The following is a 13,500-nucleotide window of genomic DNA, read 5'->3' on the forward strand; positions in this document are numbered from 1 at the left end:
CAAGACTGATAGAACTTAAGACTTTATCCAGAGGGGGATGACCATGAAAACCACACGTAAATTAGGCATTGTCCTGCTGCTCATGACGATGTTCCTTGCAGCATGCGGCAGCGGGGAGAGCAGCAAGCAGGCGGAAGGAAGCACGGACGGTCAGGAGAAAGTGAAACTGACGATCTGGCACAATTTCGCCGGAGACGATTTGCGGGCCAAATCGGTCCGAAGCTTCATCGACCAGTTCGCCAAAGACCATCCGGAGGTAGAACTCGACGCCCAGGCCATTCCGCCTGACGGTTACCGCCAGCGTCTGAGCACGGTTGCCGCGGCGAATGAGATGCCGGACGTATTTTTCGTCTACGCGGGCAGCCAGTCCTCCGAGTTGTATCAGGCCAAGCTGCTCCAGCCGATTACGGAGGTGCTTGACGCGCACTCGGATTGGAAGGACAAGTTCCTGCCGGGCGCTTTTGAACCATACGAGTTCGAGCAAGGACAGATCTATTCGGCTCCGCTGGGCATGTCGGCCACCTCGATCCTGTACTACAACAAAGCCCTGTTCGAAAAACATAACGTCAAAATCCCGGCCACGTGGGATGAGATGATGACGGCCATCAGCGCGTTCAACGCCAAAGGCATCACCCCGATTGCGCTGGGCAACAAAGCCCCTTGGGTGGCACAGTCCACGATCCTCGGTTCGCTTGCCGACCGGGTGACGGGAACGGAATGGTTCAAGAACGCCGCCGCGCAGAAGGGCGCTAAATTCACCGATCCGGAATTCATCCAGGCGCTTGGTCATTTCAAGGAACTGGTGGATCACAAGGCGTTCCAAGACGGCGCCAACAGCATCGATAATACGCAGGCTGAGCAGTATTTCATACAGGGGAATGCGGCGATGATGATCAGCGGTGCCTGGACGCTCACGAACCTGGCGGCATCCTCCACGGAAGACCAGATGAAGGATATCGAAGTGACGGTATTACCGCCGATCCCTGGTGGGAAAGGGAAGGCAGGCACGATTTCCGGCGGTGCCGGCGGCGGGCTTGCGCTCAGCAGCCGGACGGAAGGCAAAGCGAAGGAGCTGGCGCTGGAGCTGATTTATACGGTCAGCGGACCGGATGCCCAGAAAGCAATAGCCGAGAGCAACTCCATGGTCATGTACGACACCGATATCGACAAGTCGAAGGTGACCTCCTTGTACTACAAAGCCTTCAACCTCGTCAAATCGACCGAGGTCACGCCGGTCTATGACGCCTATTTGTCAGCAGAAGCGGCCGAAGTCATCAATAACGGCCTCCAGGAAATCATGATGGGCGGTTCCGCAGAGAGCGTCGCACAGAAGCTGCAGGACGCGCAGGCCCGGTCGGCCGCACCTTAATGACGGACATGAGGGAGGAAGCTGCCATGCCGACAGCGATGCGAAGTAAAGGATTCATAGCGCTAGCTCTTCTTCCGGCGCTTCTGCTGTTTTTGATCTTCGTCATTATTCCGGTCTTCTGGTCGGCGTATTACGGATTTTTCAGCTGGAAAGGCTTCGGCGACGCGAAGTTCATCGGGCTGGATAATTATAAGGAGATGTTCCGGGATCCGATCTTCTGGCGGGCGCTGCGCAACAACCTGATTCTGGTCGTATCGTCGATCGTCGGTCAGGTTCCGGTCGCACTCATTCTGGCCATCGTGCTGTTTAAAAACTCACTGTTCTCCCGGTTTATCCGCTCCGCCGTTTTCATGCCGATGGTCCTTTCGACGGTCGTGGTCGGCCTTATCTGGGGGTATATTTATCACCCGCAATTCGGGGTTGCAAACCATGTCCTGGATCTCCTCGGGCTCCACTCCTGGACCCGGGCCTGGTTGTCCGATCCGAAGGTCAACATGCTGGCCATATCCATTCCGATCAACTGGGCGAATATCGGCCCTTACCTGGTCATTTTCGTCGCGGCGCTGCAAAATATATCGCCTGAAATCCACGACGCGGCCAAAATCGACGGCTCCGCCGGCTGGAACAAGCTGATTCACGTCACCCTTCCCATCATATGGGGGACGGTGGTCGTAACGATCGTGCTCTGCATCTCCGGAAGCCTGAAGGCCTTCGACCACGTCATCGTGATGACGGGCGGAGGGCCGGCGCGGTCGACCGAGCTGCTGGCGACGTACATGTACAACAGCACGTTCAGCGTTTACCGGTACGGTTACGGCTCGGCCGTGTCCACCATGATCATGATCGTCAGCGCAGTGCTGATCGCCTTGAACTATTTGGCGACGCGCCGCAAGGCCAGCTGAGGGGAGGAGGAGCAAGGATGAATGCAACGGTTGCTGCCGCTTCCCGGAGCGGCACGGGCAAAAGGGCCATCTTCAAAGGGCTGGCCGGCTTCGGTAAGCTGATCCTATTGGCTTATGCCGTCGTTACGCTGTACCCGCTGTACTGGTTGTTTACGAGCGCTTTTAAAACGAACCAGGATTTTTTTGCCAATCCGTACGGGCTGCCGAAGCAGTGGATGACGCAAAACCTGGTGAGGGCGTGGGATCTGGGAAATATGGGAAGGGCGATGCTCAACTCCGCGGTGGTGACGGTTTCGGCTGTGGTGCTGACCGTCCTGCTCAGCGTGCTCGCGGGGTATGTGCTGTCGAGGTTTTCGTTTCCGTTTAAAAAAATCGTCGTCGTGCTGTTCACGACCGGCCTTCTGATCCCGATCCACAGCACGCTGGTTCCCTTGTTTATTATGATGAAAAACATGGACCTCCTCGACACCTATGGCGCGCTCATCCTGCCCTATACGGCGTTTGAGCTGCCGATCGCCATTTTCTTGTCCATGGCCTACATGTCCTCGATCCCGAGAGAGATCGAAGAGGCGGCGATGATCGACGGCAGCGGATGGTGGGGGATATTTGGACGGATGATCCTGCCGCTATGCACGCCGATTGTCGCGACGATTTCGATTTTGGCTTTTCTGCGGTTCTGGAACGACTTTTCCTTCGCGCTCGTCTTTATCAACACGCAGGCGCTGAAGACGCTGCCGCTCAGCCTGTCCCTCTTCTCGGACGGTTTTGGCACGGATTACAGCCTGACGATGGGGGCGATGGCCATCGCCGTGATTCCGACGATCGTGATCTACCTGGTCCTGCAGGAGAAGATCATGAAAGGCATGGTCGCCGGCTCAACCAAAGGTTAAGCAGGAGTGTACAGCCGCTGCGGGGCGGGGACCGGCTCTCGGTCACGCTGCTTGCATGCAGCCGAGACTAACCGGCGCTTTTTCGAAGAATTGTAGAATGAAGGACAGGGGCGATTTTCAATTATTGAAGAAAATCTGCCCGCGAAATCACAGGCAATCCGTCAACCGGTGCAAACCGGGCGGATTGCTTTTTGCATAAGCATTATTTGTCCGGCTGCGGCTTGGCATCGGGTGCAAAGCTTTCCCTGTACTGGGCTGGAGACATCCCGTAAGTGTTCCGGAACACGCGGTGATAGTAGGAGTAGCTGGCAAAGCCGCAGGTTTCGGCGATTTCCTCCTGGGTCATCGTGCTGTATTTCATTCGTTCGATGGCGGCATTCAGCCGGATTTCCAACGCGTATTGGATCATCGTTTTGCCGTACTGCTCCTTGAAGATTTTCACGGCTCTGGACAGACTCAGGCCGACATGGGCGGCAGCTTCCTCCAATTTAAAGGTAACGGTGGCATGTTCCTCGACAAAACGCTTCAGCCTCAGCGCGGTATAGGCCGTTCGGTTTGCCGGCTTCGTCTCCGTAATTGCCCTGTCCAGGCAAAGGCACAAGCTTCGCAGCAGGTAACCGGTGAGTTCCACGTTCTCGCCCTCCAGACCGCGCCTTTTTTCAAGCAGCAGCTGCCTCCACAATCCAAGCAGTCGATCGTCGCTGCCGATCCGGCTGACGACCGGGCGGCTCATCCGGTTCCACCAGGCATCGATCCAGCCGCCTTCGCAAAACAGAAAATAATCCCCGCTCGATACACGGCCGCCGCCGGCATCGTCATGCACCATCAGCTCGTATTCGTCCCCCGGCTTCAGCAGCAGCAGATCCCCGCCTTCGACATGGTAATCGGTGCCGTTGCAGAATACGGTGCAGGATCCTTCCGTCTGCAGCCGGAACAAGTAGGTCGTCAAACCCGCGCGGTGGCTGTTGCTGAACTGCTGAAAATGGTACGAATAATCGCAAATTAACAGCCTGGCTTCCATCATGTGCGCTCCTTTCTCCAAAAAAACAAGCAGATAGTTCATGTTGCAATCATATTGTTTATGTTCATTTTAGCTTACTTGCATGTATGATAGTAGCAGATAGAGCAATCAATCTTTTGGGAGACGAGGTGCCCTTTATGAGAAAATTGAACATTGGTTTGCAATTGTATACGCTTCGTGACGAAACGGCTCAGGATTTCCGCGGAACGCTTCGCAAAGTGGCTGAGCTTGGGTATGAAGGCGTGGAGTTTGCCGGATACGGTGACATTCCTGCCGAAGAAATGAAAACGCTTCTTCAAGAGCTCGGTCTTCAAGCGATCGGCGCCCATGTGGGCCTGCATCTGCTTCGGGCCGACCTTCAGAAAGAGATCGATTACCTGAAAACGATCGGCGCGAAAACCATGATGTGTCCTTACGTCGCACCGGAAGACCGTGAGAACATCGAGCAGTGGAAGGAGCTGTTTGCTTTCCTGGAGGAAGTGGGTGCCGAGGCGCGCAAACAAGGATTGACGTTCGGTTATCATAACCACGATTTCGAATTCGCGGACAAAATCGACGGCGAGTTTGTATTCGACGCCATGTACTCCTCCACTTCGCCTGAAGCCGTTCAGGTGGAAATGGACGTATGCTGGGTGCAGTTTGCCGGACAGGATCCGCTCGCTTATATCCCGAAATATGCCGGTCGCCTGCCGCTCCTTCATCTGAAGGACTTCAGCAAAGATGCCGAAGGCAACATGAAGACGCTTGAGCTTGGTCAAGGAGACGTGAATTTGCCGGGTGTCATTCAGGCCGCTTCCGATGCCGGAACGCAGTGGCTGATCGTCGAGCAGGACGTGTGCCAGAATCCGCCGCTGCAAAGTGTGGAGAACAGCATGAACTGGCTGAAGCAGAACTACTTGAACCAATTTTAATTTGATTGAGACCAGAGCCGAAGAAAGGGAGATTTATATCCATGAGTAAAATTAGAGTAGCGGTTTTCGGCTGCGGCGCCATCGCCCAGCGCAGACATATCCCTGAATACGCAGCGAATCCGAACGTGGAGCTGGTTGCGTTCGCGGATCCGCTCAAGGAGCGCGCTGAAGAAGTAGCGGCACAGTATGGTGCCAAAGCATACACCGACTACAAGGAACTGCTGAAAAACGAGAAGCTTGACGCGGTCAGCGTATGTACGCCGAACTACCTTCACGCTTCGATGAGCATCGACGCGGCGAATGCTGGACTGCACGTCCTGGTGGAAAAGCCGATGGCAACCACGGCGGAAGAAGGGGAGCAGATGATCGAAGCGGCCCGTAAAAACGGCGTGTTCCTGATGGTTGGCCACAATCAGCGCCTCATGCCTCCGCACGTGAAGGCAAAAGAGATTTTGGACTCCGGCAAGCTTGGCAAAGTGCTGACGTTCCGCACGTCTTTTGGGCATGGCGGTCCGGAAAGCTGGAGCGTCGACGGACGCGACAGCTGGTTCTTCCGCAAAGATGAAGCGATCATGGGCGCCATGGGTGACCTTGGCGTGCACAAATCCGACTTCATCCGTTATTTGCTGAACGATGAAGTCGTGGAAGTAGCCGGCTTTATCGGCACCGTACATAAGGAAGGTACGGACGTGGACGACAACGCGACTTGCATCGTGCGCATGAAGAGCGGAGCCGTAGGCACGCTGATGGCGAGCTGGACGCACTACCGTTCCGGTGACAACGGCACGGTGCTCTGGTGCGAAAACGGCTGCATGAAAATCGGTACCGTAGAAGGCGACGAGGTCATCGTTGAGCTGACCAACGGTACTGTAGAAACCTACAAAGTCGGCGCCATGTCAACGAACGAGAAGCAGGTACCGAGCGGCGTCATCGACGCGTTCGTGGACTCGATCGTGACCAACACGCCGCCGCAAATTTCCGGCGAAGAAGGTCTGCGCTCCCTGAACGTCATCCTGGGCGCGTTTGAATCGCAGGACACAGGCAAAATCGTGAAGCTGTAACAGAATGGAGAAAGAGAGGGCCGGGAGGCCCTCTCTTTCTTTGTATATTTTTCGTGAGGGGCGGCCGAGCTAGGGGAGAAGGGAGGGGATGAAGGGAATGAAGGGAATGAAGGGAATGAAGGGAATGAAGGGGGGGGGGGGCGAGATTGGATCGAGGCACCGATATTTCCGTTCAATGTTATGTTCGATAGGGCTAACGAATGCCACCTTTGTCAACGGTGAATCAACCGGGCGCGTCGCCCTTGCCGGGTGTCCGGCTGAGGGTTGAGAATAGGTATAGGTACGTCCAGGGTGTGACAAGTCGAGTGGTTGGATTTAGAAGTTGTAGTCGGACTACAGGGAATTGGAGTAACTTTAAGAAGTTGAATTGGGTATGACTCTCTCGCTGGCTACATTAGTCACGAAATAGCTGAAATGTGCACTTATTTTGCCTTGGAACAAGGCTTTATAGATGAATAGATGCGAATGTGCAGTTGTTTTCGGTGTTTTGATGGTTTTGTGGTGAAATAGATGCACTTTTGCGCTTATTTAGTTTTAACCGGGGAAGGGAGTTCCTGTTCCGTTCGTTTGGTACTTTTGTGGCCCGAGGGAAGGGGGCGAATAGCTAGGGATGCAAATGGCGAGCAGGCTGGAGCATAATTCGGTTGTTTGGGAGGAATCAGACGTTCAGACGTCCCGATTCGGGATACCGCCCTACGGGCGGACTGCGAAGCGGGCGCTATCGAAGTATATGCTCCGACGAACCCCTAATGGGTTATCAAATCCCTATGAACGCAAAAACACGTCCCAGGTCGGGATACCGCCCTACGGGCGGACTGCGAAGTGGATGCTTTCGAAGCGTATGCTCCGACGAACCCCCTAATGGGGTTCTCATCCCTGTGGACGCAAAAACACCACTCTCATGAGTGGTGTCATTTTACGTCCCAGGTCGGGATACCGCCCTACGGGCGGACTGCGAAGCGGGCGCTACCGAAGTATATGCTCCGACGAACCCCTTAAGGGGTTCTCATATTCCTATGAACGCAAAAACACGTCCCAGGTCGGGATACCGCCCTAACGGGCGGACTGCGAAGTGGATGCTTTCGAAGCGTATGCTCCGACGAACCCCCTAATGGGGTTCTCATCCCTGTGGACGCAAAAACACCACTCTCATGAGTGGCGTCATTTTACGTCCCAGGAGGGATTCGAACCCCCGACCGACGGCTTAGAAGGCCGTTGCTCTATCCAGCTGAGCTACTGGGACATGAAAAATTCAAGCAAGAAAGATCATAACATATATTTGGAACAATATCAACATGTTTTTCCTTCCTTTCTCATTGTTTCCCTCGTCCGCTCTCCGCACACAAAAAAAGTTGTTTCAATCCCTGTTTATATTATTAATGGTTTTTATACGTTTTTTCATAGAACGAATGGGATCCCCGTCTACCCACATGTTTTTTTTCAACTAGAAAGAGGTATGCTATAATCAACAATGATTTGCGCTGGGCGCGGGGAAAGGAGGGAATACATATTAAAGAGGATATTTCCCCAGTGAAGGACAACGTCATTCTTTTTCCAAAGACGCTCGACTTCTATCAGATTCAGCTGACCGTCATGCTGGAAAATGAACGGTACGGGGAAGCGATGGAGCTTTTGCGTTTCCTGCTGCAATGCCAAGGGCAGGATGAGAGGCATTATGAAGAATGGCAGGCGCTTCTGGAATGGCTGGAAGCCGCTTTTCCACAATATATGAATCACGGCGGCGGGCAGGGTACGGGTACCGAATCATATGAGCATGAGGAAGAGCCCGACGAGGAAGAAATGAAACGTCAGAACGTGCGGGCCAAGCTGGCCGAAGACCAGCATTACGCCGACAAGCTGCTGCACACCGCCATGGAAGAGCCTTTATCGGAACAGACCATGCTTGCTCTCGAGCAGCTGTCCTATCTAGAGGGCTCTGAAATCGACGACAAGCTGGTGGGGTGGCTGATGCAGGCCCGGCTTCATCCGCTGCTGCAGTTCAGGGTGCTTCAAACGCTGCGCAAGCGCGGCATGCAGGGCGCGGTGCAGTTCAAGCGCGGGCAGGAGCAGGTCAGCGTTGATATTGAGACCGTGCCTTTGACGCCGGAGGAATTTCCGCCGCAGGTGGCGATGGTATCGGAACGGGTGGCTGCGCAGACCGAGGTGCAGGAGCCGACGCTGTATTATTTTGCCCAGGAGCTGTGGTCGCAGTTTATCATGGCGATCTACGGGACGGAGGATTACCGGTCGATTCTGAATGAAGACGATACGACGATCGACATTTGGGCTGCTGCCCTGCATCAGATCGTCACCGAGAGCCTCACGGGCAGCCGCAACGAGGAAGAGTCACGAGCTATGTACGGGATCACGGACACGATGCGCTTTCGTTTTGAGCAGGCCTATCGAAGCTTCAGACAGTTCGTATCGGCCGGCATGCAGGAGTAAGCGATCGGAAACGTTTACCTGAAGAGTTGCCAAGGGCTTGCCCTTGAAAAACACGGCAATGTTGTTTATACTATAATGGTTATTCTGTGCGTGCTGATAACTTAAGTACATGTGAATTATTTTTGGAGGGGAAAGCATAAAATGAAAGCAACCTGGGAAAAAATAGAGAAGAACCTTGGCGTTCTTGAAGTTGAAGTGGAAGCAGACCGTGTAGCTGCAGCCCTCGACAAAGCTTTTAATAAAGTTGCAAAAAAGGCTAACGTGCCTGGATTCCGTAAAGGTAAAGTACCTCGGCCGATTTTCGAAGCCCGTTATGGCATCGAAGCTCTGTATCAAGATGCAATCGACATTTTGCTTCCTGAAGTGTACACCGAAGCTGTTGACCAAACCGACATCTTCCCTGTAGACCGTCCTGAAGTGGAAATTGACCAATTCGCCAAAGGCGAAGCGTTCAAATTCAAAGCGAAAGTAACGGTTAAGCCTGAAGTAACTTTGGGCGAATACAAAGGCGTGGAAGTTCCGGTACAGAAAGTTGAAGTTTCGGAAGAAGAGCTTGACGCTGAACTGAAGCGTCTGCAAGAACGTCATGCCGAATTGTCTGTAATCGACGAAGGCGCTGCCGAGAACGGAGACATCGCCGTGATCGACTTCGACGGTTCTGTTGACGGCGTTCCTTTCGAAGGCGGACAAGCTGAGCGTTACTCTCTGGAACTGGGAAGCGGCACGTTCATTCCTGGATTTGAAGAGCAGGTTGTCGGATTGGCAACTGGCGACTTCAAGGACGTGGAAGTGACTTTCCCTGAGACATATCATGCAGAAGAACTGGCCGGCAAAAAAGCCGTGTTCAAAGTGAAAGTGCATGAAATCAAGCGCAAGCAGCTTCCTGTGCTGGATGACGAATTCGCAAAAGACGTAAGTGAATTCGAAACACTCGCCGAGTACAAGGAAGACCTGAACAAACAACTTCTGGCCCGCAAGGAACAGGAAGCAAAAGGCAATAAGGAAGCAGCTGTCGTAGACAAAGTTGCCGCCAACGCCGAAGTGGAAATTCCACAAGCGATGATTGACAGCGAAATTCAAAACATGATGCGTGATTTTGACAACCGTCTGCGCAATCAGGGTATGAACCTTGAAATGTTCCTCAGCTTCTCTGGCCAAACGACGGCCGATCTGCAAGAGCAAATGAAGGACGATGCCGAGAAACGCGTTCGCAACAACCTTGTTCTGGAGCAAATCGCCAAAGAAGCGAACATTGAAGTGACTGAGGAAGACATCAACAAAGAGCTGGAAGTGATGGCTGAATCTTATAAGCGTACAGCTGACGAGATCCGTGACATCCTTGCTGCGAACGGTTCGCTGGGAAGCCTGCGCGAAGAGATTTCTCTCCGCAAAACGGTTGATCTCCTGCTGGAAAACAGTAAAGAAGTGGAAGCGGCCGAAGAAGCTGCTGAAACTGCTGAAGAAAAATAAAAAGGAAACGGACGTGGCCTTCTGCATCTGATCTGGTGCGGAGGCTGACATAAGGGACCTATAGAGAGATAAGGCACGTATATTCACTGCGTGCCTTATTTTTAACTAAAAGTATCCATTAATATCTAAATCTTGTATGAAAATGGATGCTTTGTTTCCATACATATTCGATTCAAGAGTCCGTTTCGGGTTATAATTGTTAGAAGACTCATACACTGTAATAAATGGTGTGGAGTGAAAAAATGACATCGTGCTTTGAACATGTTAGAATAGTGCTGTAAACTTGATTGAAGCACGCATCACATCTTTTACATGGAAAAGAGGTTGGACACATGAGTCTGATACCTATGGTTGTAGAACAAACCAATAGAGGCGAGAGATCGTACGATATTTACTCCAGATTGCTCAAGGACCGCATCATCTTCCTGAGCAGTGCGATTGATGATGATGTTGCCAATCTCGTCATAGCTCAATTATTGTTCCTGGCTGCGGAGGATCCGGAGAAAGATATTCATTTGTATATCAATTCGCCGGGTGGTTCTGTTACAGCGGGGATGGGTATATATGATACGATGCAGTATATCAAGCCTGATGTATCCACGATTTGCGTTGGTATGGCGGCGAGTATGGGATCCTTGCTGTTGACGGCCGGAGCACCTGGCAAGCGCTTTGCGCTGACCAATAGCGAGGTCATGATCCACCAGCCCCTCGGCGGTGTTCAGGGCCAGGCGTCCGATATCCAAATCCATGCGAGCTGGATTATTAAAACCAGGGAAAAACTCAATCAAATTTACGTGGAGCGCACGGGTCAACCCCTTGAAAAAATTGAGCGCGATACGGATCGCGACTTTTTCATGAGCGCGGAGGAAGCGAAAGCATACGGCATAATTGACCAGGTTCTCACTTCACCGATTAAATCTTAAAGGGGTGTTTACATGTTTAAATTCAACGATGAAAAAGGGCAGTTGAAGTGCTCTTTTTGCGGGAAATCCCAGGAACAAGTGCGTAAGCTTGTTGCTGGTCCCGGTGTTTATATATGCGACGAGTGCATCGAGCTCTGCACGGAGATCGTGGAGGAAGAGCTCGGACATGAGGAAGAGCTGGATCTGAAAGATATTCCGAAACCAAAGGAAATCTGCGATATTTTGGACCAGTATATCATCGGTCAAGAACAAGCGAAGAAATCGCTGTCCGTTGCCGTGTATAACCACTACAAACGGATCAATACCGGCAGCAAGATTGAAGACGTCGAGCTTCAAAAGAGTAACATCCTCCTTTTGGGTCCAACCGGTTCGGGTAAGACGCTGCTTGCCCAGACGATGGCCAAAATTTTGAACGTTCCATTCGCCATCGCCGACGCGACTTCCCTTACGGAAGCCGGTTACGTGGGCGAGGACGTGGAGAACATCCTGCTGAAGCTGATTCAAGCGGCGGATTACGACGTGGAAAAAGCCGAACGCGGCATCATCTACATTGATGAAATCGACAAGGTGGCACGTAAATCCGAGAATCCTTCCATTACCCGCGACGTATCGGGTGAAGGGGTACAGCAGGCACTGCTGAAAATCCTGGAAGGAACGGTCGCTTCGGTTCCGCCTCAAGGCGGGCGCAAGCATCCGCACCAGGAGTTTATCCAAATCGATACGACGAACATCTTGTTTATTTGCGGCGGTGCCTTTGACGGCCTGGAGCAAATGATCAAGCGCCGGATCGGCAAAAAGGTCATCGGCTTTAACGCGGGAACCGACAACCAGAAAGATCTGAAACCAGGCGAATACCTCGGTCTGGTTTTGCCTGAAGACCTGCTGAAATTCGGCTTGATTCCTGAATTCGTGGGACGTCTGCCGATCATTTCAACGCTGGAGCCGCTCGATGAGAAGACGCTGGTGCGCATTCTGTCCGAGCCGAAGAACGCTCTGACGAAGCAGTACCAAAAACTGCTTGAAATGGATAACGTAGCGCTGAAATTCGAGCCGGATGCCCTTGAAGCGATTGCCCGTGAAGCGATCAAACGCAATACGGGTGCCCGCGGACTTCGTGCCATCATTGAAGGCATCATGCTGGATGTGATGTATGAAGTTCCGTCCCGCGAGGATATCAAGGACTGCATCATAACGGAACAAGTTGTCAAAGAGAAGATGATTCCGGAATTGATCAGCAAAAAAGATAAAAAACAAGAGGAAAGTGCGTAATTTGTTTTCCGTAAAACAGGCGCTATTTTCCGAAATTTAGGTGCCGATTCTCCACTTCCGCCCTGCCGCTTGCTTCGCGGGGACGGGGTGGAGTCTTGGCGTTATGGGAGAGAACAATCATGTTTTTGAGACAAGACACACGGCCGGTCAAGGTCGGTAATTTGACGATTGGCGGTAACAACGAAGTCATTATTCAAAGCATGTGTACGACGAAAACCGCAAACGTGGAAGCCACGGTGGCGGAAATTCTTCGGCTCGAAGAAGCCGGCTGCCAGATTGTCCGGGTGACGGTCAACAATGTGGAAGCGGCCGAAGCCATAAAAGAGATCAAGAAACGCATTCATATTCCGCTGGTTGCGGATATTCATTTTAACTACCAGCTGGCGCTGAAAGCCATCGAGAACGGCATTGATAAAGTCCGGATCAATCCCGGCAATATCGGCAGCCGCGAGAAGGTGGAAGCTGTCGTCCGGGCCTGTAAAGAGCGCGGGATCCCGATCCGGATCGGCGTCAATGCCGGTTCGCTCGAAGCCCATCTGCTGGAGAAATACGGCTATCCAACGCCTGAAGCTATGGTGGAAAGTGCCCTTTATCACATAGGCATTCTGGAAGAACTCGATTTCCATGATATTATCGTGTCCCTCAAAGCCTCCGATGTACCGATGGCCATCGAAGCTTACCGTAAGGCGGCCGAAGTGATTCCTTACCCGCTGCACCTGGGCATTACCGAATCGGGAACGCTGTTTTCCGGTACGGTGAAAAGCTCGGCGGGCATCGGCGCCCTGTTGTCGATGGGCATCGGCAGCACCGTGCGGATTTCCTTGAGCGCCGATCCGGTAGAAGAAGTCAAAGTGGCGCGCGAGCTGCTCAAGACCTTCGGTCTGATCTCGAACGCCGCAACGCTCGTGTCCTGCCCGACCTGCGGGCGGCTGGACATCGACTTGTTCTCCATCGCCAACGAAGTGGAAGCCTACATTTCCAAGCTGAAAGTGCCGATTAAGGTTTCCGTGCTCGGCTGTGCGGTCAACGGTCCGGGCGAAGCGCGCGAAGCGGATATCGGCATTGCCGGCGGGCGCGGGGAAGGACTTCTTTTCCGTTACGGGGAGATGATTCGCAAAGTGCCGGAAGCCGATATGGTGGAGGAATTGAAAAAGGAAATCGACACGATCGTCAAAGTATACGAAGAAACCGGAACGATCCCGGGGCGCAAGCATTAATTTGCCGCAAGAAGCCACAGCA

General features: G+C 52.8%; 11 protein-coding genes and 1 tRNA gene. 10 read left to right on the forward strand and 2 right to left on the reverse strand.

Annotated elements, in window-relative coordinates; translation table 11 throughout:
- Nucleotides 1-43 precede the first annotated feature (43 nt).
- The 3 genes from CJP46_RS30415 to CJP46_RS30425 are packed head-to-tail and all read left to right on the forward strand — an operon-like array spanning nucleotide 44 to nucleotide 3,161.
- Entirely contained in the window at nucleotides 44-1,369 is a 1,326-nt protein-coding gene (locus CJP46_RS30415) for an extracellular solute-binding protein (RefSeq protein ID WP_094599377.1), read from the forward strand.
- Between the two features lie 26 nt (nucleotides 1,370-1,395).
- A complete protein-coding gene (locus tag CJP46_RS30420; protein ID WP_094599378.1) occupies nucleotides 1,396-2,271 on the forward strand; it encodes a carbohydrate ABC transporter permease in 876 nt (291 codons plus the stop codon).
- A gap of 17 nt (nucleotides 2,272-2,288) precedes the next feature.
- Nucleotides 2,289-3,161 carry a carbohydrate ABC transporter permease gene (locus CJP46_RS30425; protein WP_094599379.1) on the forward strand — a complete coding sequence of 291 codons (873 nt, stop codon included), beginning with the start codon at nucleotides 2,289-2,291 and terminating at the stop codon, nucleotides 3,159-3,161.
- Between the two features lie 202 nt (nucleotides 3,162-3,363).
- Here the strand turns inward: CJP46_RS30425 and CJP46_RS30430 are convergent, their stop codons facing one another.
- Nucleotides 3,364-4,182, reverse strand: coding sequence for an AraC family transcriptional regulator (locus CJP46_RS30430; protein ID WP_094599380.1), 819 nt, complete (start codon nucleotides 4,180-4,182; stop codon nucleotides 3,364-3,366).
- A gap of 137 nt (nucleotides 4,183-4,319) precedes the next feature.
- Here CJP46_RS30430 and CJP46_RS30435 point away from each other — a divergent pair, with 137 nt between their 5' ends.
- Both CJP46_RS30435 and CJP46_RS30440 read left to right on the forward strand, forming a co-directional pair.
- A complete protein-coding gene (locus CJP46_RS30435; RefSeq protein WP_094599381.1) occupies nucleotides 4,320-5,093 on the forward strand; it encodes a sugar phosphate isomerase/epimerase family protein in 774 nt (257 codons plus the stop codon).
- Between the two features lie 41 nt (nucleotides 5,094-5,134).
- A complete protein-coding gene (locus CJP46_RS30440; RefSeq protein WP_094599382.1) occupies nucleotides 5,135-6,154 on the forward strand; it encodes a Gfo/Idh/MocA family protein in 1,020 nt (339 codons plus the stop codon).
- Nucleotides 6,155-7,323: 1,169 nt separating this feature from the next.
- Here the strand turns inward: CJP46_RS30440 and CJP46_RS30450 are convergent.
- A tRNA-Arg gene (locus CJP46_RS30450) sits at nucleotides 7,324-7,397 on the reverse strand.
- Between the two features lie 260 nt (nucleotides 7,398-7,657).
- Between CJP46_RS30450 and CJP46_RS30455 the strand changes: the two genes are divergently transcribed.
- The 5 genes from CJP46_RS30455 (at nucleotide 7,658) to ispG (ending at nucleotide 13,478) form a co-directional block, all read left to right on the forward strand.
- The gene (locus CJP46_RS30455) at nucleotides 7,658-8,599 is read left to right on the forward strand and encodes a hypothetical protein (RefSeq protein ID WP_179281397.1); all 942 of its coding nucleotides are present in this window, start codon (nucleotides 7,658-7,660) and stop codon (nucleotides 8,597-8,599) included.
- A 141-nt stretch (nucleotides 8,600-8,740) separates the two neighbouring features.
- On the forward strand, nucleotides 8,741-10,069 hold the full coding sequence (gene tig, locus CJP46_RS30460) for a trigger factor (RefSeq protein WP_094599384.1): 1,329 nt from the start codon (nucleotides 8,741-8,743) through the stop codon (nucleotides 10,067-10,069).
- A 332-nt stretch (nucleotides 10,070-10,401) separates the two neighbouring features.
- Nucleotides 10,402-10,992 carry an ATP-dependent Clp endopeptidase proteolytic subunit ClpP gene (clpP, locus tag CJP46_RS30465; RefSeq protein WP_094599385.1) on the forward strand — a complete coding sequence of 197 codons (591 nt, stop codon included), beginning with the start codon at nucleotides 10,402-10,404 and terminating at the stop codon, nucleotides 10,990-10,992.
- 12 nt (nucleotides 10,993-11,004) lie between these two features.
- A complete protein-coding gene (clpX, locus tag CJP46_RS30470) occupies nucleotides 11,005-12,261 on the forward strand; it encodes an ATP-dependent protease ATP-binding subunit ClpX (RefSeq protein ID WP_094599386.1) in 1,257 nt (418 codons plus the stop codon).
- A gap of 119 nt (nucleotides 12,262-12,380) precedes the next feature.
- Nucleotides 12,381-13,478 (forward strand): flavodoxin-dependent (E)-4-hydroxy-3-methylbut-2-enyl-diphosphate synthase, encoded by a 1,098-nt coding sequence (gene ispG, locus CJP46_RS30475; RefSeq protein ID WP_094599387.1) that lies wholly within the window; start codon nucleotides 12,381-12,383, stop codon nucleotides 13,476-13,478.
- The last annotated feature ends 22 nt before the right edge of the window (nucleotides 13,479-13,500 follow it).

Source organism: Paenibacillus sp. XY044 (assembly GCF_002257645.1).
Lineage (GTDB): Bacteria > Bacillota > Bacilli > Paenibacillales > Paenibacillaceae > Paenibacillus_AQ.